Source organism: Polaribacter sp. BAL334 (assembly GCF_015767435.1).
GTDB lineage: Bacteria > Bacteroidota > Bacteroidia > Flavobacteriales > Flavobacteriaceae > Polaribacter.
The window spans coordinates 24,291-46,261 of record NZ_JADWOV010000301.1; the positions used below are offsets into that span (position 1 = coordinate 24,291).

At 31.2% G+C, this 21,971-nt stretch carries 18 protein-coding genes; 14 read left to right on the forward strand and 4 right to left on the reverse strand.

Going from position 1 to position 21,971, the window contains the following annotated elements:
• Positions 1-62 precede the first annotated feature (62 nt).
• Together IU405_RS09600 and mfd are read right to left on the reverse strand one after the other, a co-directional pair.
• Positions 63-920 (reverse strand): DMT family transporter, encoded by an 858-nt coding sequence (locus IU405_RS09600; protein ID WP_197438391.1) that lies wholly within the window; start codon positions 918-920, stop codon positions 63-65.
• Complete coding sequence (gene mfd / locus IU405_RS09605) at positions 920-4,252, reverse strand: transcription-repair coupling factor (protein WP_197438392.1); 3,333 nt, start codon at positions 4,250-4,252, stop codon at positions 920-922. The genes IU405_RS09600 and mfd overlap by 1 nt, the downstream gene beginning before the upstream one ends.
• A 303-nt stretch (positions 4,253-4,555) precedes the next feature.
• Here mfd and IU405_RS09610 point away from each other — a divergent pair, with 303 nt between their 5' ends.
• Complete coding sequence (locus IU405_RS09610) at positions 4,556-5,107, forward strand: hypothetical protein (RefSeq protein WP_197438393.1); 552 nt, start codon at positions 4,556-4,558, stop codon at positions 5,105-5,107.
• 2 nt (positions 5,108-5,109) lie between these two features.
• Here IU405_RS09610 and IU405_RS09615 read toward each other — a convergent pair whose 3' ends face one another.
• Both IU405_RS09615 and IU405_RS09620 read right to left on the reverse strand, forming a co-directional pair.
• Positions 5,110-5,580, reverse strand: a complete 471-nt coding sequence (locus tag IU405_RS09615; protein ID WP_197438394.1) for a thioredoxin family protein — start codon at positions 5,578-5,580, stop codon at positions 5,110-5,112.
• An 11-nt stretch (positions 5,581-5,591) separates the two neighbouring features.
• Entirely contained in the window at positions 5,592-7,865 is a 2,274-nt protein-coding gene (locus tag IU405_RS09620) for a TonB-dependent receptor (protein WP_197438395.1), read from the reverse strand.
• A gap of 59 nt (positions 7,866-7,924) precedes the next feature.
• Between IU405_RS09620 and IU405_RS09625 the strand changes: the two genes are divergently transcribed.
• The 13 genes from IU405_RS09625 to IU405_RS09685 all read left to right on the forward strand — a co-directional run bounded on the left by IU405_RS09625 (position 7,925) and on the right by IU405_RS09685 (position 21,969).
• Positions 7,925-8,581 carry a metal-dependent transcriptional regulator gene (locus IU405_RS09625; RefSeq protein ID WP_197438396.1) on the forward strand — a complete coding sequence of 219 codons (657 nt, stop codon included), beginning with the start codon at positions 7,925-7,927 and terminating at the stop codon, positions 8,579-8,581.
• Positions 8,578-9,414 (forward strand): ZIP family metal transporter, encoded by an 837-nt coding sequence (locus tag IU405_RS09630; protein ID WP_197438397.1) that lies wholly within the window; start codon positions 8,578-8,580, stop codon positions 9,412-9,414. Before IU405_RS09625 ends, IU405_RS09630 begins: the two co-directional genes overlap by 4 nt.
• A 132-nt stretch (positions 9,415-9,546) precedes the next feature.
• Positions 9,547-12,693 carry a UvrD-helicase domain-containing protein gene (locus IU405_RS15775; protein WP_197438398.1) on the forward strand — a complete coding sequence of 1,049 codons (3,147 nt, stop codon included), beginning with the start codon at positions 9,547-9,549 and terminating at the stop codon, positions 12,691-12,693.
• 48 nt (positions 12,694-12,741) lie between these two features.
• Positions 12,742-13,935, forward strand: coding sequence for a glycine C-acetyltransferase (kbl, locus tag IU405_RS09640; RefSeq protein WP_197438399.1), 1,194 nt, complete (start codon positions 12,742-12,744; stop codon positions 13,933-13,935).
• 116 nt (positions 13,936-14,051) lie between these two features.
• Entirely contained in the window at positions 14,052-15,410 is a 1,359-nt protein-coding gene (locus IU405_RS09645; RefSeq protein ID WP_197438400.1) for an OmpA family protein, read from the forward strand.
• Between the two features lie 163 nt (positions 15,411-15,573).
• Positions 15,574-17,085 (forward strand): F0F1 ATP synthase subunit beta, encoded by a 1,512-nt coding sequence (gene atpD / locus IU405_RS09650; RefSeq protein WP_197438401.1) that lies wholly within the window; start codon positions 15,574-15,576, stop codon positions 17,083-17,085.
• A gap of 68 nt (positions 17,086-17,153) precedes the next feature.
• On the forward strand, positions 17,154-17,435 hold the full coding sequence (locus IU405_RS09655; protein WP_197438402.1) for a FoF1 ATP synthase subunit delta/epsilon: 282 nt from the start codon (positions 17,154-17,156) through the stop codon (positions 17,433-17,435).
• A 305-nt stretch (positions 17,436-17,740) separates the two neighbouring features.
• A complete protein-coding gene (locus IU405_RS09660; RefSeq protein WP_197438403.1) occupies positions 17,741-18,355 on the forward strand; it encodes a hypothetical protein in 615 nt (204 codons plus the stop codon).
• A 4-nt stretch (positions 18,356-18,359) separates the two neighbouring features.
• Complete coding sequence (locus IU405_RS09665; RefSeq protein WP_197438404.1) at positions 18,360-18,971, forward strand: hypothetical protein; 612 nt, start codon at positions 18,360-18,362, stop codon at positions 18,969-18,971.
• Positions 18,947-19,696 (forward strand): sensor histidine kinase, encoded by a 750-nt coding sequence (locus IU405_RS09670; protein ID WP_197438405.1) that lies wholly within the window; start codon positions 18,947-18,949, stop codon positions 19,694-19,696. The genes IU405_RS09665 and IU405_RS09670 overlap by 25 nt, the downstream gene beginning before the upstream one ends.
• Positions 19,693-20,337: a response regulator transcription factor gene (locus tag IU405_RS09675; protein WP_197438406.1), complete on the forward strand. Its 645-nt coding sequence runs from the start codon at positions 19,693-19,695 to the stop codon at positions 20,335-20,337. The genes IU405_RS09670 and IU405_RS09675 overlap by 4 nt, the downstream gene beginning before the upstream one ends.
• A gap of 20 nt (positions 20,338-20,357) precedes the next feature.
• On the forward strand, positions 20,358-20,753 hold the full coding sequence (rbfA, locus tag IU405_RS09680; RefSeq protein ID WP_197438407.1) for a 30S ribosome-binding factor RbfA: 396 nt from the start codon (positions 20,358-20,360) through the stop codon (positions 20,751-20,753).
• Between the two features lie 10 nt (positions 20,754-20,763).
• Positions 20,764-21,969 carry an ABC transporter permease gene (locus IU405_RS09685; protein WP_197438408.1) on the forward strand — a complete coding sequence of 402 codons (1,206 nt, stop codon included), beginning with the start codon at positions 20,764-20,766 and terminating at the stop codon, positions 21,967-21,969.
• Positions 21,970-21,971: the final 2 nt, after the last annotated feature.

Below are 21,971 nucleotides of genomic sequence, written 5' to 3' on the forward strand. Positions count from 1 at the left end.
TTATTTAATTGATTGCAATATTACGATTAATAAACGAAATTCTAAATGATTTTTTAAATAAATTACTTTTTCATTCGATAACTCTCAATAACAACCGTAAATAATATCAAAAAACCTCCAATAAAAGTGTTCGAAGTCGGGATTTCATTCAGGAAGAAAATTGCCATGATAATTCCAAAAATAGGTTGCAAACTGCTGATGATACTTGTGGTGGATGCTGAGAAAAACTTGAGTGAATGCAACATCATACTGTGACCAACTGCAGTTGTTAAAAATGCCAATAAAAGTAAGTAAGGCCATTGGGTTTTCAATCCTGATACATCCATAAAAAATAAGGTTGGAAGAAGCAAAATACTAACAATGATTACTTGATAAAACATCAAAACTGTTCCATCATAATTGGCTGCATGTTTTTTTAAAATCAAGATTCTAAAAGCATAACAAAATGCTGAAAAAACCCCAAAAAGAATGCCTTTAACCTGGGTACTTTCTATATCAAATTTTGGTGTTAAAATGTATAATCCAACCAAAATTAATATCCCAAAAAACACATGAATGCCTTGAAATTTCACTTTCAAAATCAGGGGCTCTAAAAGGGCAATAATCACAGGAAACGTATATAAAGACAACATTCCCAAGCCAACATTTGATAGTTTCAAGGCATAAAAATACGTGACCCAATGCAATGCCATAAAAACACCGCCTATAAAAAATGGTAGGTATTCTTTTTGTTGTTGAATCCGCAAATCTGTTTTTTTAAATCGAAGAAAAACATACAAAAAAATAGCAGCTAAAAAGGAGCGAAACCAAATGATAATTTCTGTTGGCAAAGCAATGTATCTTCCCAAAACACCAGAAGTACTCACTAAAAATACGGCAACTAATAACCAAAACAGATTTTTTAAATTGGCGTTTTCCATTAAATACTTGCTAAGGTTTCTAGCGCTTTTTTAACACTGTCGATTTTGATAAATGTAATCAACAAACGCAAGCCATTATTGGTTTCTTTTTCTTTCATCACACAATCTTTAGCATGTTGTTGTACATATTTTAAAAAATCTGAAAATACGGGAGTTTGATAAAAATTACTTTGTTGATCAGCGACAAAATACCCAACCATTCTTTTTTGTTTTAAGATGATTTTTTCCAAACCTAGTTTTTTTGCCAACCATTTAATGCGCACAGAGTTTAATAAATCGTCCACTTCTGAAGGAAGTTCTCCAAATCTGTCAATCAATTGTTTTTCAAAATCTTGCAGTTCAATTTCGGTTTTTAATTCGCCCAATTTGTTATATAAACTCAATCTTTCAGTTACAGAATTTACATAATCATCAGGAAATAAAATTTCGAAATCTGTATCAATTTGAACCTCTTTTACAAATTCTTTTGGTGTATTTTCATCTTCAGGATACAAATCTTTGAATTCATTTTCTTTGAGTTCTTCAATGGCTTCTTGCAATATTTTTTGATACGTATCAAAACCAATATCGTTGATAAATCCACTTTGTTCACCACCCAACAAATCGCCTGCACCACGAATTTCTAAATCTTTCATGGCAATGTTAATACCACTTCCTAAATCCGCAAAAATCTCTAGAGCAGTCATTCTTTTTCGAGCATCATCAGTCATCATGTGAAAAGGTGGCGTAATAAAATAACAGAATGCTTTTTTGTTGGAACGCCCAACTCTACCTCGCATTTGATGCAAATCAGACAATCCAAAATTATTGGCATTATTGATGAAAATCGTATTGGCATTGGGCACATCCAAACCACTTTCGATGATGGTTGTTGACACCAATACATCAAATTCGCCACTCATAAATGACAACATCAAATTTTCTAATTTTTTACCTTCCATTTGCCCATGACCAATTCCTATTTTGGCTGAAGGTATTAAACGTTGCAACATTCCTGCAACTTCTTGGATATTTTCGATTCTATTATGGATAAAAAACACTTGACCACCTCTTGAAATTTCATAAGAAATGGCATCTCTAATGGTTTCTTCGGAAAAACGAATCACGTGACTTTCTATAGGATGTCTATTTGGTGGAGGCGTTTTGATGACAGATAAATCCCTGGCAGCCATCAAACTAAATTGCAATGTTCTTGGGATTGGAGTGGCAGTAAGTGTTAACGTATCCACATTTTCTTTCAATGTTTTGAGTTTGTCTTTGACAGCAACTCCAAATTTTTGCTCTTCATCAATAATCAGCAATCCCAAATCTTTGAATTTCAATTTTTGATTTGTCAATTGATGCGTTCCAATAATTATATCAACAGCTCCCGAATTTACGCCTTCAATGGTTTCTGATTTTTCTTTGGCGGTTCTAAAACGATTCAGGTAATCAATTTTGATGGGGAAATCTTTCAAACGCTCAGAAAATGTTTGAAAATGTTGAAAAGCCAAAATCGTTGTGGGGACCAAAATCGCTACTTGCTTGCCATTATCAACCGCTTTAAAAGCAGCTCTTACAGCCACTTCTGTTTTTCCAAAACCTACATCACCACAAACCAATCTGTCCATTGGCTGTGTTTTTTCCATGTCATTTTTAACATCTTGTGTCGCAGTAAATTGATCAGGAGTGTCTTCGTATAAAAAACCACTCTCCAATTCGTGTTGCATGTGCGTATCTGGCCCAAAGGCAAATCCTTTTTCCAATTTTCTTTTGGCATACAATTGAATTAAATTGAACGCAATATGTTTGACACGCGCTTTGGTTTTTTGAGTAATTTTTTTCCAAGCACCAGAACCTAATTTGTAAATTTTTGGCGCTTTTCCATCTTTTCCATTGAATTTTGAAATTTTATGGAGCGAATGAATACTGACGTATAGAATATCTCTGTCTCCATAAATCAATTTGATGGCTTCTTGTTTTTTTCCATTGACATCAATTTTTTGCAATCCAGCGAATTTTCCAATTCCATGATCCATGTGCGTTACAAAGTCACCAATTTCAAGTTTGTTCAATTCTTGCAGTGTAATGGCTTGCTTTTTGGCATAGCCATTTTTCAATCGGAATTTGTGATAGCGTTCAAAAATTTGATGGTCTGTATAACAAACTATTTTTTGGTCAATATCAATAAAGCCCTCAAACAAAGGGAAAACAATGGTTTCATAATGTACTTTTTCATTAGCATCATCAAAAATATCATGAAAACGCTTGGCTTGTTGTTCGTTGGCGCAAAAAATATAATTGGTAAATCCGGCTTTGTGATGTTCTTTCAAATCATCAATCAACAAAGAAAATTGCTTGTTGAAAGAAGGTTGAGGTTTGATGTTGAAAGAAATTTCTTTTACGTTTTGCGAAATTTTTGAAGTCATTTCAACAACTGTAAAATTGTTCAATTGCTGATTGATAAATTCGCCATTACAAAACAATTCTGAGGGTTTTGCATGTTTGATTTCTTTCGATAATTTCAAAAAAGCTTCTTCTGCTGTTGTGTAAAATTTATCCAAACTTCCTGAAATCAAAGAAATATTCTTGACGAAAATTGGTGTTTTTGGAGAAATATAACTTAAAAAACTTTCTCTGTTTTCTTGCAGTGTTTTGTTTTCAACATTGGGAATGATCGCTACTTTTTGTAACTTTTCTTTGGATAATTGAGTTTCTACATCAAAAGTTCGAATACTATCAATTTCATCGCCAAAAAATTCAATTCTATAAGGCTCGTTATTGGAAAAAGAAAAAACATCAATAATTCCACCTCTTACTGAAAAATCTCCTGGTTCTGTAACAAAATCTACTCGTTTGAACTTGTATTCGAACAACATTTCATTCACAAAATCAAGAGATAATGACTCTTCAACTGCAATTTTTAAGGTGTTCTTTTCCAACTCTTTTTTGGTGACTACTTTTTCAAATAATGCAGTTGGATAGGTTACTATAATGGCAGGTTTTTTTTGAGAATTGATTCTATTTAAAACTTCTGAACGCAATAAAACATTGGCATTGTCAGTCTCTTCTATTTGATAAGGTCTTTTGTATGATCCTGGAAAAAAGAGCACATTTTTGTCGCCTAAAAGTTGTTCTAAATCATTCAAATAATAAGCGGCTTCTTCTTTATCATCAAAAATTAATAAAAAAGGATGTGCACTTTTTTTGAAAGATTCTGCAATCACAAATGAGAATGAGGAACCAGCCAAATTCGAAATTTGAAAATGGTTTTTCTCTTGTTGAAGGGCTGTAACTACCTGCGAAATTGTGGTAGCTTGCTGATATTGATGAACAATATGCTGTAAACTCAACTGAAATAATTTTGTGCAAATGTAGCTAACTTAATTCATAAAATAGATTAGTCTATGGTTACTTTTAATCTAAAAATTCAATATATTTGTCCGAGATTCAGTTGTATTTTTAAAATAAATCCCCTTAATATGTTGAGGCTGAAAAGAATACTTTTTTTCAGTATTTTTATTTGCAATATTATTTTCGGAATTTATTTATGGAGCTTAATAATAATATGGCAGATTTTCAAGTTATTGTTTTATTGAGTTTAAAGATGTAATCTAGTTCAATGTAAGGATTATTTTTTGATAAAAAATATTGTTATGACTAAATACAAATTATTTTATTTATTTGCTTTTCTTTTAATTTCATTCAGTAATCTTGTTGCGCAAGATAGCTCTAGAAGTTGGTCAATTGGACTAAATTCGTCTTCAGTGCTTTATTCTGAAAAAGATGGTCCAGTTGTGGGAGGAAGGTATATTGGAATCATTCCAGGAGTAAGTCTTAGCAAATATATTGGCAATAAAATGACTGTTTCTTTTGGAATATCAAAATCTATACAAGATCCGCAAAAGTATGTTTCAGGAGATGCAAATATAAACTATGAGCTTTTTAATCCAGAGTATAAGTTGAGGATTTATGCTTTGGGAGGAATTAGCATTATAAATTTGTTGGAAACGGGTTTAACTTTAAATCTAGGTGGTGGAGGAACACTTTGGATAACAGACAGATTTGGTTTAAATGGACAATTGATGTACAAATTAAACGCTTTAGGTGGAGATTTTCAAAGATCGCACATTTTTGCAACAGCAGGAATTGTCTATAGCTTACAATTAGGAGGTTCTAGCTCAAGAATTTGGGAGAGAAATCACTAAATCTATTTGTTGTTTTTTATCAAAAAGGATTCTAAAACTGATTTCAATTTAGTGCTTTTTAAAAAACCTTGAAATTGTAATTCAATACTCAAATCTTTATTTACAATAACTGTTGTTGGATATCCAATTTGCTTGTTTTTTGACGCTAAAATGTTTGCCAAATCATGAATTCCAGTTGTTGAATTTTTGAATGATTTTCCAAAAAAAGCAATCTCTTTTTTAGTTTCTGCATTTAAAAAAATGACATAAAAATTAGCATTTAAAATTTCAATAATTTGCTCATTCTTAAAAGTAGTATTTTTCATTCCAAAACAGATATTACACCAATCTGTATAAACAAAAACCAGCAGTGGTTTTGGATGTTGTTGATATAATTTTTCAACTTCCTCAAATGAGTAAATGGTCAATTTTTCTCTTTCTTGAGCGAAATTGAGGATTGAATTTAGAAGTATCATCAAACAAATCTTTTTCATTACACTTCATTTTAAAAAAGCGTAAATCTTACTCCAAGAAACCCTCTTATTCCCTGATTAGATGCATATACATAACTTGGGTCAAAAGCCAATTCTGGGTTATTTTCTGTGTCAATTCCAATGTCAAAAGGATTGTTTGCGCCATTGATACTATTTGCAGGAGGAGTAAAATTTAATAGGTTTTTAATGCCTCCATAAACCTCCCAATTATTACCAAAATTTTTAGATAATTGAATATTTTGGATGCTAAACCAAGGTGAAAATTCAGGTCTTGGATCGTTTTCGCCTAACAAAGGCAAACGCATTGGACCATACAAATTACCAGTGTAATCTATTGAAAAATTGCTGGAAAACTTATAAGAAATAGACCAAACTCCGCTAAAACTTTCGGTTAATAATTGTCTCGTTTTTAAATTATTTTCAGTGACAGAAACATCCATCAAAGTCGCTCCAGTATTGATGGATATGCCATTTGTAAATAACACATCTGCATTCAAAGAAATTCCTTTTGACACTGAAAATCCATCTAAATTGGCATAGATAATTTTGTTAGGATCCGTTTCGTAATCTGGCAAAATTCTGTTGTCAAAATAGGTGTAAAAAGCACTTGCATCCAACGTAATAAAACCATTTTCAGAGTTTATTTTTTTTACATAATTCAGATTTGCATTCCAAGAAGTTTCAGGTTTCAATTCGCCTTCAAAAACCACTTCTCTAGCACCTGTCAAAGCGGCATGATCTTCCGTAAAAATATTGGCAACTCTAAAACCATTTCCTATACTTAAACGAAAAATATCTGTTTGCTCTTTGGAATTCCATTTGTAATTGATTCTTGGCGAAAAAATACTGCCATGAACGCTATTGTAATCCCATCTTGCACCAAAAAGTAGGTTGTTTTGTTCATTTAATTTGATTTCATCTTGTATAAAAATTCCTGGCAAGTGAATTTTTGAGGGCGAATTTGTGATTCCATTTTCATCCAAAGTCGCAAAAGTATTGTCGTCATAAAAGGTATATCTGTATGCCAAACCTAGTAATAAATTGTTTTTTTTATTCAATTGTTTATTGTAAACAAGTTGCCCAAAAGCGATAAATTGAGATGCGTCATACGAATCTGTTCCGTAAAAAGAATCTTGATAATGCCCATTGGCGCTGAACTGAAATTGAATATTTTCTGAAGTTGGCAATTCATAAGTCCCAAAAGTTTCCCATCTATTGGTATAAATACTTTCTCCATAAATTTGGTTTGTTCCTCTAAATTCTCGTTCCCAATCCAATTCTCCTCCCCATCTATCTTCATAAACGTATCTGCTTGCAATTGAAAATGCTTTTTTACTTTTTCGTTCAATATTGATTTTATTAAAAATTGAAATTCTGATTTGCAAAGTTAAATCAGTAAAATTGTCATTATTATTGTCAATTCTTTGCTGAAAATTAAAATAATTTACTCCCAAAAGAGCGTCTGTTTTTTCAGAAATTTTGTAGCGTAAACCAATATCTGTATTGATTTCTCCCCAAGAACTTGCAAAAGAATCTGTTGTTAATTTTGGTGAATTTCCAGGTTTTTTAGTGATGATATTGATGATGCCACCAACAGCTTCAGAGCCATATAAAGTAGAGGCAGGTCCTTTCACAATTTCAACTCTTTCAATCAATGCTTGTGGAATTCCTGTCAATCCATAAACCGTTGAAAGTCCGCTAACTATAGGCATTCCATCAATCAACACAAAGGTATAAGGACCTTCTAAACCATTGATGTGAATATCTCCTGTATTACAAACATTGCAGTTCAATTGTGGGCGAATTCCGTTGACATTTTGCAGGGATTCAAATACTGATGGAGTAGGATTTTTCTTGAAAAATGTATTGCTATATATTTCTACAGGCACAGGACTTTCCAATTTAGAAACTGGTCGTAAAGAACCAGAAATCACAATTTCTTCTAATGAATCAGCTTCATTTAGGACAAAATTTTGAGTCAATTGTTGGTCATTTTTGATGCTTATTTTGATAGATTTTGATTGAAATCCTACAACACTTACCACCAAAATATAGTTGCCTTTTGGAATGTTTTTCAATTCATAAAAACCAGTATTATCTGAAGAGATTCCGATTTTGGTGTTTTTTAGATACACATTTGCAAATGGAATTTTTTCTCCAGATGAATCTGAGATAAAACCTTTAATTGACTGACAAAAACTACTTTTTGAAATCAATAAAAACAGTATTAAAAAAAGCTTTTTCAAAATAAATATTTTTGCAAATATAAATAAATATTTAGACATGACTAAAAAATGTTTTTTATACATCAAAATTTATATATTTGTAATTTCATACCAATTCAATGTTTAGTCAATCAGAAGAGAATTATTTAAAAGCCATTTTTCACTTAACTACTGCCGAAAAAAATGGAATTAGCACCAATGCTATTGCTGAAAAATTGGCTACAAAACCGTCATCGGTTACAGATATGATTCGCAAACTTTCGGATAAAAAAGTGGTGAGTTATAAAAAATATTATGGTGTCGCATTGACAAATTCAGGGAGAAAAATTGCTGCAAATATTGTTCGAAAACATCGATTGTGGGAAGTATTTTTAGTAGAAAAACTGAACTTTTCTTGGGATGAAGTGCATGATGTTGCTGAACAATTAGAGCATATTCAGTCTCCAAAATTGATACAGCAATTGGATAATTTTTTAGGATTTCCCACTCAAGATCCTCATGGTGACCCCATTCCTGACAAAGATGGAAATTTGAAAATTATTGAAAAACGCTTGCTTTCCGCATTAGGTAAAAATGAATCAGGCATTTGTATTGGTGTTGATGATTCCTCCTCAGAATTTTTACAATTTTTAGATAAAAGAGGAATTACATTGGGAAAACACATCAAAGTTTTAGAAAAAGAAGCTTTTGACGATTCTCTAATCATAGAAATAAATCAACAAAAAATGACAATATCAAAAAAAATTGCCAATAATTTATACATTCAAAAATCATGAGCACATTTGATCAAATAGTTGATTTTGCAAAACAAAATCCCATTTTAGCGGCTTTTTATGCGTCTGTTTTTACTTGGGGATTAACAGCTGCTGGTGCAGCTTTGGTGTTCTTTTTTAAAAAATTAAACAGAGCAGTTTTAGACGGAATGTTAGGTTTTACAGGTGGTGTCATGGTGGCAGCAAGTTTTTGGAGTTTGTTAGCACCAGCCATTGAAAACAGTCATGGAGAAGGTTTTGTGAAAGTTTTTCCAGCTGCTTTTGGATTTTTATTGGGTGCTTTAGCACTTTTTGGAATGGATAAATTATTACCACATTTACACATCAATTTCAAAGAACATGAAGTGGAAGGTGTAAAGACAAGTTTTCATAAAACAACGTTGTTAGTTTTGGCAATTACTCTTCATAATATTCCTGAAGGTTTGGCTGTTGGTGTTTTATTTGGTGCTGCATCAACGTTGGTTGGAGTAGAGCAAACAGAAATGATAATTGCTGCAATTTCGTTAGCAATTGGGATTGGAATTCAAAATTTTCCTGAAGGATTTGCAGTAGCAATGCCTTTAAGAAGACAAGGAATTAGTAGAAGAAAGAGTTTTTTTTACGGACAACTTTCTGCAATTGTTGAGCCTGTTGCAGCCGTTTTAGGAGCTTTAGCGGTTTCATTTTTTACACCTATTTTACCTTATGCATTGGCTTTTGCTGCAGGAGCTATGATTTTTGTAGTGGTTGAAGAAGTAATTCCTGAAACACAAAGAGACAAATTTACGGACATTGCTACCTTAGGATTTATTGGTGGATTTATTGTAATGATGTCTTTGGATGTTGGTTTGGGGTAAATTAGTTCAAAATTCAAAATTTAAAATTCCGAGTTGAATTCACAAGTTTATTAGTAAATCGTTTCATTGCTATATTGTTACATTGTTAAATTAAAATTCAGTAAATTCGTGCAATTCCTTTAAAAAATAATTGTGCAACAGCCCTCAACATTTCAAGTGTATATTGCTTCTGCTGGAAGTGGAAAAACGTTTACACTCGTCAAAGAATATCTGAAAATTGTATTGTCAACCGAAAATATTTTCGCTTTTCAAAAAATCTTAGCCATCACTTTTACCAACAAAGCTGCTGGTGAAATGAAAGAGCGTGTGTTGTCTAGTTTAGAAGCATTTTCAGAAGGGAAAGAAACAGATTTGTTGAAACAAATTTTGCAAGAAATCCCTGTTGATAAAGAAATAATTCGAGTAAGAAGTCAAAAGATTTTAGAGGCAATTTTGCAAAATTACTCCGCATTTTCAATCACAACAATTGATAGCTTTACGCATAAAATCATCAAAAATTTTGCCTACGATTTGGGATTATCACTCAATTTTGAGGTTGAAATGGACACACAATCATTGCTCAAAGAAGCAGTTGATGTGTTGATTTCTAAAATTGGAACAGATAAAAAACTTACCGAAATTTTAATAGATTATTCGCTAGACAAAACAGATGATGATACTTCTTGGGAAATTACAAAAGAGCTCAATGATTTTGCTAAAATCCTGCTAAATGAAGACGATATCAAGCATTTTAAAACACTTTCCAATATTGATTTGGATGATTTTTCTTCACTAAAATCATCTTTGTTTTTACATCAAAAAGAGCTTCAAAATGCCTTCAAAAAAACAGGAAATGACTGTTTGGAATTGATTGATAAAAATGGTTTACAGCCCAAAGATTTTAATAGAGCAACCATTCCAAATTACTTCAGAGACATTGCTGTTAAGTCTTTTTCCATTGATTTTTCATCAAGAAGTGCAACTATCGATAAAGCTTTTGAAAATCAACAGTTTTATACCAAAACCACACCCAAAGAAATAGCATCTATCATAGATCAAATAGCTCCTGAAATTCAGGCTTTTCATCAAGAATTGAAAAACATATATAGTCAATATTTATTAAATCAATTGGCGTTAAAAAGCATCATTCCTTTGGCTGTTTTAAATCATATCAATGCTGAGTTAGAAACGATTAAAACTCAAAATAATATTCGGTTGAATGCAGAATTTAACCAACTCATTTCTGATGAGCTTAAAGAGCAACCTGCACCTTTTATATATGAAAGAATTGGGCAACGTTTTCAGAATTATTTTATCGATGAAATGCAAGATACTTCTATTTTGCAGTGGCAAAATTTGATTCCTTTGATAGACAACGCATTGTCGCAAGAAAATGGAAGTTTACTTTTGGTGGGCGATGGAAAACAAGCTATTTACAGATGGAGAGGAGGAAAAGCGGCTCAGTTTATCAATTTAGGAAGCGAATATGAAAACCCTTTTCAGACACAAAAATCACTACATAATTTAGACACTAATTATCGAAGTTTTTCTGAAATCATACATTTCAACAATTCTTTTTTTACACATTTGTCTCCTTTTTTAGCCAATGAATCCTATCAAAAATTATTTTTTGAAGGAAATAATCAGTTAGAAAATACTAAAAAAGGAGGTTTTGTGAGCATTTCTTTTATCGATAAAGAAGAGGAAATGGATGAGCTTGACACAGAAAATGAAACAGTAAAAAGTGCTTATCCTAAAAAAGTTTTTGAGAAAATTATCGATTTAAAAAAGCAATTTTCATTAAGCGAAATTTGTGTGTTGACTCGAACAAAAAAAGAGGGAATTGCTATTGCAAATTACTTGCAAGAAAATGAAATTCCCATGATTTCATCTGAAACGTTATTGCTAAAAAATAATCAAAAAGTAGTATTTATTGTCAATTTTTTACAATTGATGCATCATCCAGAAGATGAAGAAACACGTTTTGAAATTTTATATTTTTTACACGAACATTTTCAATTAAAAACCAGTAAACATGATTTTATTGAGATTTTTATCAAATGTGAAAACGAGCAACTTTTCAATAAACTCAAACAGTTTGATGTCACTTTTGATATTCCTCCATTTCAGCAATTGCCATTGTATGAAAAAATAGAAGAAATTATTAGAAGTTTTCGTTTGGTAAATTCGTCAGATGCCTATGTTCAGTTTTTTTTAGATGTTGTTTTAGAGCAGCAAAACAAAGGAAGTGACATTTCGGATTTCTTAGATTTTTGGGAAATCAAAAAAGAATCTTTAAGTATTGTAGCTCCTGAAAGTGCCAATGCTGTTCAGATAATGACGATTCACAAAGCAAAAGGGTTGGAATTTCCGATAGTTATTTTTCCATGTGATGTAGATATTTATCGGCAAATCAACCCCAAAATCTGGTTGGATGAATTGCCGAAAAACTACGAACCATTTTCAGAGCTTTTAGTAGATTTTAAGAAAGATTTACAATTGATAAGTAACAGAGGAATCACTATTTATAACCAACAAAGAGAAGAATTAGAATTGGATAATTTCAATTTGTTGTATGTTGCTTTAACGAGAGCTGTAGAGCAATTGCATATAATTACTGGCGATAAACTCCCCAAAAAAGAGAAAGAAAATCCAACATTTTTTTCAGAATTTTTCCGAATTTTTTTAAGACAAATGAACCTTTGGACAGAAGGTGTTTTTGAGTATAATTTTGGAAATCCACAAAGAGTTAGCATTCCAAAAAATAGGGAAGTAACCTCAGAAATTCATGAAAAGTTTATTTCAATTCCATGGAAAGATCAAAATTTAGTATTGTTAGCAAGTGCATCAAAATTATGGGATACTTCGCAAGGAAAAGCCATTGAATTTGGGAATTTAATTCATGAAATGTTGTCAAAAATCATCACTTTTCAAGATGTTGAAAAAGTTCTAACTTCCTACTTAAACGAAGGTTATGTATCAGAGGTTGACTTAAAACTCATCGAAAAAACCATTCATGATATTGTGTATCATTCCGATTTACAATCCTATTTTTCTGAAAATGTTATTGTATTTAATGAGCGTGAAATTGTTGATACTAATAAAAAAATCATCATTCCTGACAGATTGATTTTTGAAAATAACGAAGTTGTGATTATTGATTATAAAACAGGGAATCAACTTGTTTCTCACCAAGAACAATTGTTAAAATATGAGCAAGTACTTGAAAATATGAATTGTAAAGTTCGCGAAAAATTACTCATATATATAGGAGAAACAATTGATGTTGTCAAAGTATAACTAAGAAAGCGAAACTTTGTAACTTTGTGTTTTCAAAATCGATAAAACATGTACGGAAAAATTAAAGATACTCTTCAAGCAGAAATTGACTATTTAAAAAATAACGGATTGTTTAAATCCGAACGAATTATTACTTCCTCACAAGATGCTGTTATTAAAATTTCAACTGGCGAAGAAGTAATTAATTTTTGCGCCAATAATTACTTAGGATTGTCAAATCATCCTGAGGTGATTCAAGCAGCAAAAGACACTTTAGATTCACATGGGTTTGGAATGTCTTCAGTTCGTTTTATTTGTGGTACACAAGATATACATAAACAATTAGAAAAAAAGATTGCCGATTTTTATACCACAGAAGATACCATTTTATATGCAGCTGCTTTTGATGCAAATGGTGGAGTTTTTGAGCCTTTACTTACTCAGGATGATGCTATTATTTCTGATAGTTTGAACCACGCTTCTATTATTGATGGAGTTCGTTTGTGCAAAGCAGCTCGTTATCGTTATGAAAATAATGATATGAATTCTTTGGAAGAACAATTAATTGATGCCAATAAAAAAAATCATCGATTCAAAATTATAGTAACTGATGGTGTTTTTTCGATGGATGGAATTGTAGCAAAATTAGATGAAATTTGTGATTTAGCCGATAAATATGATGCTTTAGTAATGGTTGATGAATGCCATGCAGCAGGTTTTATAGGGAAAACAGGCAGAGGAACTGTTGAACTAAAAAATGTAATGGATAGAGTTGATATTGTTACGGGAACTTTAGGAAAAGCATTAGGTGGTGCCATGGGAGGTTATACAACTGGGAAAAAAGAAATTATTGAAATATTAAGACAAAAATCAAGACCTTATTTATTTTCCAATTCACTAGCACCAACTATTGTTGGCGCCTCATTAAAAGTATTTGATCTTATTTCAAATGATACAGCTTTAAGGGATAAACTAGAATGGAATACCAATTATTTCCGGACAGAAATGGAAAAAGCAGGTTTTGATTTGGTTGGAGCAGATGCAGCAATTGTGCCAGTAATGTTATATGATGCTAAATTATCCCAAACAATGGCCAATGAATTGTTGAAAGAAGGAATCTATGTAATAGGATTCTTTTTTCCTGTAGTACCTAAAGAAAAAGCAAGAATTCGAGTGCAGTTGTCAGCTGCGCATGATAAAATACATTTGGATAAAGCAATTTCAGCATTTATCAAAGTAGGAAAATCGCTGAAAATTATTTAGATTTTTAAAAAAAACTTGTGATTTGTTTAACTTTTTGTAGATTTGCTTTGCGGATAAGTAATAACAACTTACTTTTGCATACAATAAAAACGAACTTTTAATTTAAAAATTTGATAATGAAACAATTAAAATTAGCTGTGATAGCTTTGTTTACGTTAGTAACGGTTAGCAACGTAAGCGCACAGGATGAAAACAACCCATGGGCAGTTGGCTTTGGTGTAAACATTGTAGACTTTTACGGTGGAAACAATTTTTCTGACCAAATGAAAGATTGGTTAGGTAACTCAGACTGGAACTTTTTACCATCTATTTCTAGAATTACAGCTGAGAAATACTTAGACAAAGGGTTTTCTTTGCAATTTGCTGGGTCTTTAAACAAAATTACCCACTTAAACGTAGAAGGTGATGTAGATGCTCTTTACTACTCTTTAGGTTTAAATGTAAAATATGATTTGAATAAATTGGTAGGAGAAACAGCTTGGTTTGACCCTTATGTTTATTTAGGAGGAAATTATGTTTCTTTTGATTCTAATTCAGAGGGAATGTTAAATGTAGGTTTTGGATTCAATACTTGGTTTAACGACAGTTTTGGTTTAAGTTTCCAAACAGGAACTATTAAAGGTTTTGCTGATGAAGTTAAAACTCATTACCAATCTTCTTTAGGAGTAGTAATTAAATTTGGTGGAAAAGATACAGATGGAGATGGAATTTATGATAAATATGACCAATGTCCAGAAGTTGCTGGTTTAAAAGAGTTTAATGGTTGTCCAGATTCTGATGGAGATGGAATTAAAGATTCAGACGATGCTTGTCCACAAGTTGCTGGTTTGGCTTCAATGAACGGTTGTCCTGATACAGATGGAGATGGAATTGCTGATAAAGATGATATGTGTCCTAATGAAAAAGGAACAAAAGCTAATAAAGGATGTCCTGATACTGATGGTGATGGTGTAGTAGATAAAGATGACAAATGTCCTACTGTAGCAGGTCCTGTTGCAAATGGTGGATGCCCTTGGCCAGATACTGACGGAGATGGAGTTTTAGACAAAGATGACAAATGTCCAAAAGAAGTTGGTCCTGCATCAAATGGTGGATGTCCTGAATCAGTAATTACTAAAGAAGCTGAAGATTCATTAGGAGAATTTGCAAAAGCAATTTTATTCAATACAGGAAAATCAACTTTCAAACCGGGAGTAACTGAAAAATTAGATGGAATTGTTGATGTAATGAACAAATATCCTAATGCTAAATTTACAATTGAAGGTCATACAGATAGTACTGGTTCAGCTGCTATAAATGCTAAACTTTCTAAATCAAGAGCTATGGCTGTTAGAGATTATTTAGTTAAAAAAGGTGTTGATACAACACGTTTGGATGCACAAGGATATGGTGAAGGTCAACCAATTGCAACTAATGATACTGCAGAAGGTAGAGAACAAAACAGAAGAGTAGTAGTAAAAGTTACTAATAAGTAATATTTAATATTATAAATACAAAAGCCTCACCATTTGGTGAGGCTTTTTTTATTTCCACTATTTTTAAATTTATTTTTTAAATTACGCTCAAAAGAATTACCTTTGCGCCTTGAAATAAAATGATAAATTTCTAACAATAAACATTAATTAAATTAGATAAAAAATGTCTGCAACAATAGGTAAAGTTTCTCAGATAATTGGACCAGTAATTGACGTTGAATTTGATACAGAAAACAACGAACTTCCAAAAATTTATGATTCATTAGAAATAAAGAAAGCGGATGGTTCTGTTTTAGTTCTAGAGGTTCAACAACACATAGGTGAAGATACTGTTAGAACTATTTCAATGGATGCAACTGATGGTTTAAGTAGAGGAGTTGAAGTAATTGCAACAGGAAGCCCGATTCAAATGCCAATTGGTAATGATATTTACGGTCGTTTATTTAATGTAACTGGTGATGCTATTGATGGCTTAGGAAATTTAAAAAAGGAAGGTGAAAATGGATTACCAATTCATAGATCAGCTCCAAAATTTGAAGATTTATCAGTTTCTACGGAAGTTTTATTCACTGGAATTAAAGTAATTGATTTAATTGAGCCTTATGCAAAAGGAGGTAAAATTGGATTATTTGGTGGAGCAGGAGTAGGAAAAACTGTATTGATTCAGGAGTTAATTAATAATATCGCTAAAGGTCATGGTGGTTTATCTGTTTTTGCTGGAGTTGGAGAAAGAACTCGTGAAGGAAATGATTTACTTCGTGAAATGTTAGAATCTGGAATTATCAAATACGGAGATGCTTTTATGCATTCAATGGAAGAAGGTGGATGGGATTTGTCAAAAGTTGATAAAGCTGGAATGAGAGATTCAAAAGCAACATTCGTTTTTGGTCAAATGAACGAACCACCAGGAGCACGTGCAAGAGTTGCTTTATCAGGATTGACAATTGCTGAATATTTTAGAGATGGAGCAGGAGAATCTCAAGGAAAAGATGTTCTTTTCTTTGTTGATAATATATTTAGATTTACACAAGCAGGTTCTGAAGTATCTGCATTATTAGGACGTATGCCATCTGCAGTAGGTTACCAACCAACATTAGCAACAGAAATGGGTGCTATGCAAGAACGTATTACGTCAACTAAAAAAGGTTCTATTACTTCTGTACAAGCTGTATATGTTCCTGCGGACGATTTAACTGACCCTGCACCTGCAACTACATTTGCTCACTTAGATGCAACTACAGTATTATCTCGTAAAATTGCAGAACTAGGTATTTATCCAGCTGTTGATCCTTTAGATTCTACTTCTAGAATTTTAACCGCTGATATTTTGGGTGATGATCACTATAATTGTGCTCAAAAAGTAAAAGAAATTTTACAACGTTACAAAGAATTACAAGATATTATTGCAATTCTAGGTATGGAAGAATTATCAGAAGATGATAAATTGGTTGTTCACAGAGCAAGACGTGTACAACGTTTCTTATCACAACCTTTCCATGTTGCTGAACAATTTACAGGAATTCCTGGAGTTCTAGTTGATATTAAAGATACTATCAAAGGCTTTAATATGATTATGGATGGTGAATTGGATAAGTATCCTGAAGCAGCATTTAACTTAAGAGGTTCTATTCAAGATGCTATTGATGCAGGTGAAAAAATGTTAGCGGAAGCGTAAAACCAGTTTTTAGTTTTCAGTTATATTATAACTAAAAATTCAAAGCTTAAAACTATAAACTAAAAAATATGTTTTTAGAAATTGTAACACCAGAAGCTATTTTATTTTCATCAGAAGTTGATTCGATTTCTGTGCCAGGAATCAATGGAGAATTTCAAATGCTAAATAACCATGCACCAGTTGTCTCTGTTTTGAAAGCTGGAGAAGTTAAAATTCAAGCTTCGAATTATACTATTAAAGAAAAATATCAAAACAAATTCTCAAAAACTACTGATGGGAAATTAAGTTTGACCATCAATTCTGGTACTTTAGAATTGAATGATAACAAAGCTATTATTTTAGCCGATTAAATTTTTGTTAATTTACTAAATGATAAAAATCTCAAAGTTTTTTAAACTTTGAGATTTTTTTATATACATATATGTTGTCATAGCAGAAAATAAAAAAACACCTTTTTGCAAAGGTGTTATTAAAAGCAATTTTCCCTAACGAATTAATTCGTTTTAATTGATTACAAATATCAATCAAATCTTCGTTCTAATTTCAGGGAAAAATCCTGTTTTTTTACAGGAAAAACACCCTATTTTAAATCAATTTATTTCCATACATTGTATCATTATTTTTAATTTTCACCCAACTTAAAAACAAACTTATAATGAAAACAATATATTTAATGATGTTTACTGTGTTATTTGCAGTTATTTCATGCAAACAAACCGAAAAAAATCCCGAAATAATAAGAGAGAAATCCAATTGCTATCCTAACGATAGTAAGCCATCACAAGTTATTACTTATGAAGAAATGGCAGATATGATGGAAGCTTTTGAAAATGGACCTAAAAAAGAGTTGAATAAATACTTAAAAAAAGTAACTAATGGAAAAGATTCTGTTTCAACGGTTTATAATTGGTATAAACTAGAAGATTTAAAACAATATATTGCTTACATAGAAAGAATCTCTAAAGAAAAAAATATTCCTGTAACCGGTTTTAGAATTTACCCATCAACTTACCCAAAAGATTATAAGGAAAAAGAATTAAGAAATTTACAAACACTGTTTTTTACACCCACAACAACAATAGATGGGAATGATGATGTGGCTTTTGAACCACTATATTCTAAAAATGGTGAACCAGCAGAAATCACTCAATTCTTAGAAAAAGTAAAGGCTAAAAGACTTAATAAAGCTAGTATGATTTCTGTAAATTTACAAGAGGGCTTAGAGAGTTCTTCTGCAAATAGAATAAAACCAACTCCTCCTCCTTATTAAAAATATGGATACTTTTCAAGACAGCATAATTTACTTTGAAATAATAAGTTTAATTTTAGCTTTAGTGTTAATCAATTCATTTAAAAGTAAACACTACTATTTTTTTATTGCTTATATATTTTTTGCTATAGTTGCTGATGGTGTAGGAGATTATTTTGCGGAAAATGGAAACTTCTGGGTGTTTAATTTGTATACTTTTTTTGAATATTCATCCGTTGCGGGAATTTATTATTTTTTAAATAAAAATTCATTTTCTAAAAAAGTCATTTTTTACTCCTCCATTATTTTTTATAGTATTTATGCTATCAGTTTCATATATACACAATTACAAAGTTACACAGTAATCATTCTACATTTTTTTGTAGTGCCTTTTCTATTTTTATTCTTGCAAGAATTATTAAATTCTGAAAAAATTATCAATTATAAAAAACAACTATTTTTCTGGATTACCGTAGGCTTACTACTATATTATTTTGGTACCTTACCATTTGTTACAATGTCTTTTATTGGTCGACTCCAAAATAGAATTCTTTTTATTGTACCAGCTATTTTGGTCGTAATTATGCATTTTATATTTATAGTAAATTTAATATGGTTGAGAAAAGTTCGGAAATAGTTATAGTTATCACCACAGTCATAGTATTGTTAATGACTTTTGGTATCATCATATTGTTTTCTATCTTTCAACGAAGAAAGAATGATTTATTAATAATTCAAAAACAAGAAAGGGAAAAGTTCGAAAAAGAAATTGCAGAAACTCAAATAGAAATTAGAGAAGAAACTTTACGAAATATAAGCTGGGAATTGCATGATAATATTGGACAATTACTAACTTTAGCGAAAATTCAATTGCAAAACACTACTAAAGAAAATATTCAAGAAGTTTCTGAAACTATTGCCAAAGGATTAAAGGAAGTTCGGGCATTATCAAAATTAATCAATCCTGAAGCGATTAAGAACATTGATTTGCATGAAGCGATTCAACTTGAAATTGACCGTTTTAATAGATTAAACTTTATCAAATCTGATATTCACATTAAAGGGAATCAACAAAAAATTGATGAGAAAGCAGGTATTGTTATATTCAGAATTTTGCAAGAATTTTTTTCAAACACAATCAAACATTCCAAAGCATCAGAATTGAATGTAATATTGGATTATCAAGAAAATTCATTGCTAATTACAGTTTCTGATAATGGAATTGGATTTTCATCCACAGAAAAGAAAGAAGGAATTGGCTTGAGTAATATCAAAAATAGAGCAAAATTAATTGGTGCTAAAATCGAATTTCATTCCAAAGAAAACAATGGAACCTCCCTAAAAATTCACTATTCAATATGAAAAAATACTCAGTGGTCATAGTTGATGACCATACTTTATTGTCACAAGCTATTCAAAGTATGGTAGATACTTTTAAAAATTTTACAGTTTTATATACTTGTAAAAATGGTCAAGATTTGTTAGAAATGATGTCAAAATCATCTGAAAATATCCCTAATGTTATTTTGATGGATGTAAATATGCCCATCATGAATGGTATAGAAGCAACAAGTTTACTCACTCAAAAATATCCCTCAGTGCATGTCATTGCACTTTCTGTAGAAGATGACGACAGTACAATTTTAAAAATGCTGAAAGCTGGAGCAATAGGTTATTTATTGAAAGATACTGAAAAAAGTGTTTTGGAAAAAGCATTGATTGAAATTGTTGAAAACGGATTTTATCACACAAAAAATGTAACAAATTTGTTGGTAAAATCTCTAAATGATTCTGATGAAGAGGAAATTATACTAAAAGAACATGAAATTACTTTCTTGAAATTAGCTTGTTCTGAATTGACTTATAGAGAAATTGCAGCAATTATGGTGCTAAGTCCAAAAACAATAGACGGTTATAGAGATGGTTTATTTACCAAATGCAACGTAAAAAACAGAGTAGGTTTAGTGATATATGCTATCAAAAATAAAATTTACACTGTTTAAAAATTGTGTAAATTTGCAGCATGGAAGAAACAAATAGACAACGAAAAATTGCAGGAGTATTGCAAAAAGATTTGGTTGATGTGTTGCAAAAAGCGGCACAAGATGGTATGAAAGGTGTAATTATTTCTGTATCTAAAGTAAGTGTGACTTCCGATTTGGGAGTTGCAAAAGTTTATTTAAGCATTTTTCCATCAGAAAAAAGAGACGAAATTATAAAAGGAGTGCAATCAAACACCATTTTAATTCGTCATGAAATGGCTCAAAGAACTAAGAATCAATTGCGAAGAATGCCAGAATTGTTATTTTTTGGTGATGACACCTTAGATTATTTGGAAAAAATCGATAAATCTTTGCAAGGAAAAGACGAAAATCCGATTAAAAATCCGGAATTATTGCCAAGACGTCAAAAAAGATAAAACCCACTCTTTGCGTTTTTCAACCTACATAGCCAAAAGATATTTATTTACTAAAACCAGTAATAACGCTATCAATATCATCACAATTATTGCTTCATTTGGTGTAATTGTTGGTTCTTTAGCGCTTTTTATAATTCTTTCAGGATTTTCAGGTCTGCGAACTTTCAGCTATGGATTGTTAGATAGTGCAAGTCCAGATATTAAAATTTCTGCAACCAAAGGCAAATCTTTTTTGATAACAGATTCAATTTCTCAAATTTTACATCAAAATTCGGGGATAAAATCAGTTGCAAAAGTGATTGAAGAACGTGTTTTTTTGGAATATGAAGAGAAAAATGAGATTGCTTTTATAAAAGGAGTTTCGTCAAATTATCCTGAAATTACTCAAATTGATTCTACGCTTAGTACAGGAATTTGGATTGATACCAATTATGTAAACACAGCAGTAATTGGAAGAACAATTGCTTTAAAACTCTCTTTAGGCGTTCGAAATTTTACTGAACCTTTGCGAATTTTAGTACCAAAACCAGGAACAGGATTTATAAATCCCCAGAATGCTTTTTATAAAACTGAAGTTCAAATCATTGGTTTGTATACAGGAACTGAGGAATTTGAAAGTAAATATGTGTTTGTTGATATTGATCAAGCTGCTGATTTGCTGAATTTTACAAAAAATCAAATTACGTCTTTTGAAATCAAATTGAAAGAAAATTCAATTGTTGATGATGTTGCAGCGCAATTGCAATCTAAATTGGGGACTGATTTTAAAGTGGAAACCAAAGAACAATTGAATGAAGTTTTTTACAAAGTAATCAATACTGAAAATTTTGTGTCTTATTTGATTTTTACGTTGATTATCATCATTGCGTTGTTCAATGTGATTGGGTCAATAATCATGATGATTATTGATAAAAAGGACAATCTCAAAACCCTTTTTAGTTTAGGAGCAACAGTTGCTGAAATCAAGAAAATATTTGTGCTTCAGGGTTTTTTATTAACTCTTTTTGGGATGATTTTTGGACTTTTTTTAGGTGTTATTTTGGTGTTTCTTCAACAAAAATATGGATGGTTTATGATTACCGAAAGTTTGGCTTATCCTGTTGAGTTTCAATTTTCAAATTTGTTGGTCGTCGTTTTTACAATTACTATTTTAGGTTATATTGCAGCAAAAATTGCTAGTAGTAGAATTACTCAAGAGTTTATTGAAAAAAAATAATT

Coding starts and splice junctions, on each gene's coding strand:
- IU405_RS09600 (WP_197438391.1), bottom strand. CDS start 920: ATGGAAAACGCCAATTTAAAAAATCTGTTTTGGTTATTAGTTGCCGTA.
- IU405_RS09610 (WP_197438393.1), top strand. CDS start 4,556: ATGACTAAATACAAATTATTTTATTTATTTGCTTTTCTTTTAATTTCA.
- IU405_RS09615 (WP_197438394.1), bottom strand. CDS start 5,580: ATGAAAAAGATTTGTTTGATGATACTTCTAAATTCAATCCTCAATTTC.
- IU405_RS09620 (WP_197438395.1), bottom strand. CDS start 7,865: ATGTCTAAATATTTATTTATATTTGCAAAAATATTTATTTTGAAAAAG.
- IU405_RS09625 (WP_197438396.1), top strand. CDS start 7,925: ATGTTTAGTCAATCAGAAGAGAATTATTTAAAAGCCATTTTTCACTTA.
- IU405_RS09630 (WP_197438397.1), top strand. CDS start 8,578: ATGAGCACATTTGATCAAATAGTTGATTTTGCAAAACAAAATCCCATT.
- kbl (WP_197438399.1), top strand. CDS start 12,742: ATGTACGGAAAAATTAAAGATACTCTTCAAGCAGAAATTGACTATTTA.
- IU405_RS09645 (WP_197438400.1), top strand. CDS start 14,052: ATGAAACAATTAAAATTAGCTGTGATAGCTTTGTTTACGTTAGTAACG.
- atpD (WP_197438401.1), top strand. CDS start 15,574: ATGTCTGCAACAATAGGTAAAGTTTCTCAGATAATTGGACCAGTAATT.
- IU405_RS09655 (WP_197438402.1), top strand. CDS start 17,154: ATGTTTTTAGAAATTGTAACACCAGAAGCTATTTTATTTTCATCAGAA.
- IU405_RS09660 (WP_197438403.1), top strand. CDS start 17,741: ATGAAAACAATATATTTAATGATGTTTACTGTGTTATTTGCAGTTATT.
- IU405_RS09665 (WP_197438404.1), top strand. CDS start 18,360: ATGGATACTTTTCAAGACAGCATAATTTACTTTGAAATAATAAGTTTA.
- IU405_RS09670 (WP_197438405.1), top strand. CDS start 18,947: ATGGTTGAGAAAAGTTCGGAAATAGTTATAGTTATCACCACAGTCATA.
- IU405_RS09675 (WP_197438406.1), top strand. CDS start 19,693: ATGAAAAAATACTCAGTGGTCATAGTTGATGACCATACTTTATTGTCA.
- rbfA (WP_197438407.1), top strand. CDS start 20,358: ATGGAAGAAACAAATAGACAACGAAAAATTGCAGGAGTATTGCAAAAA.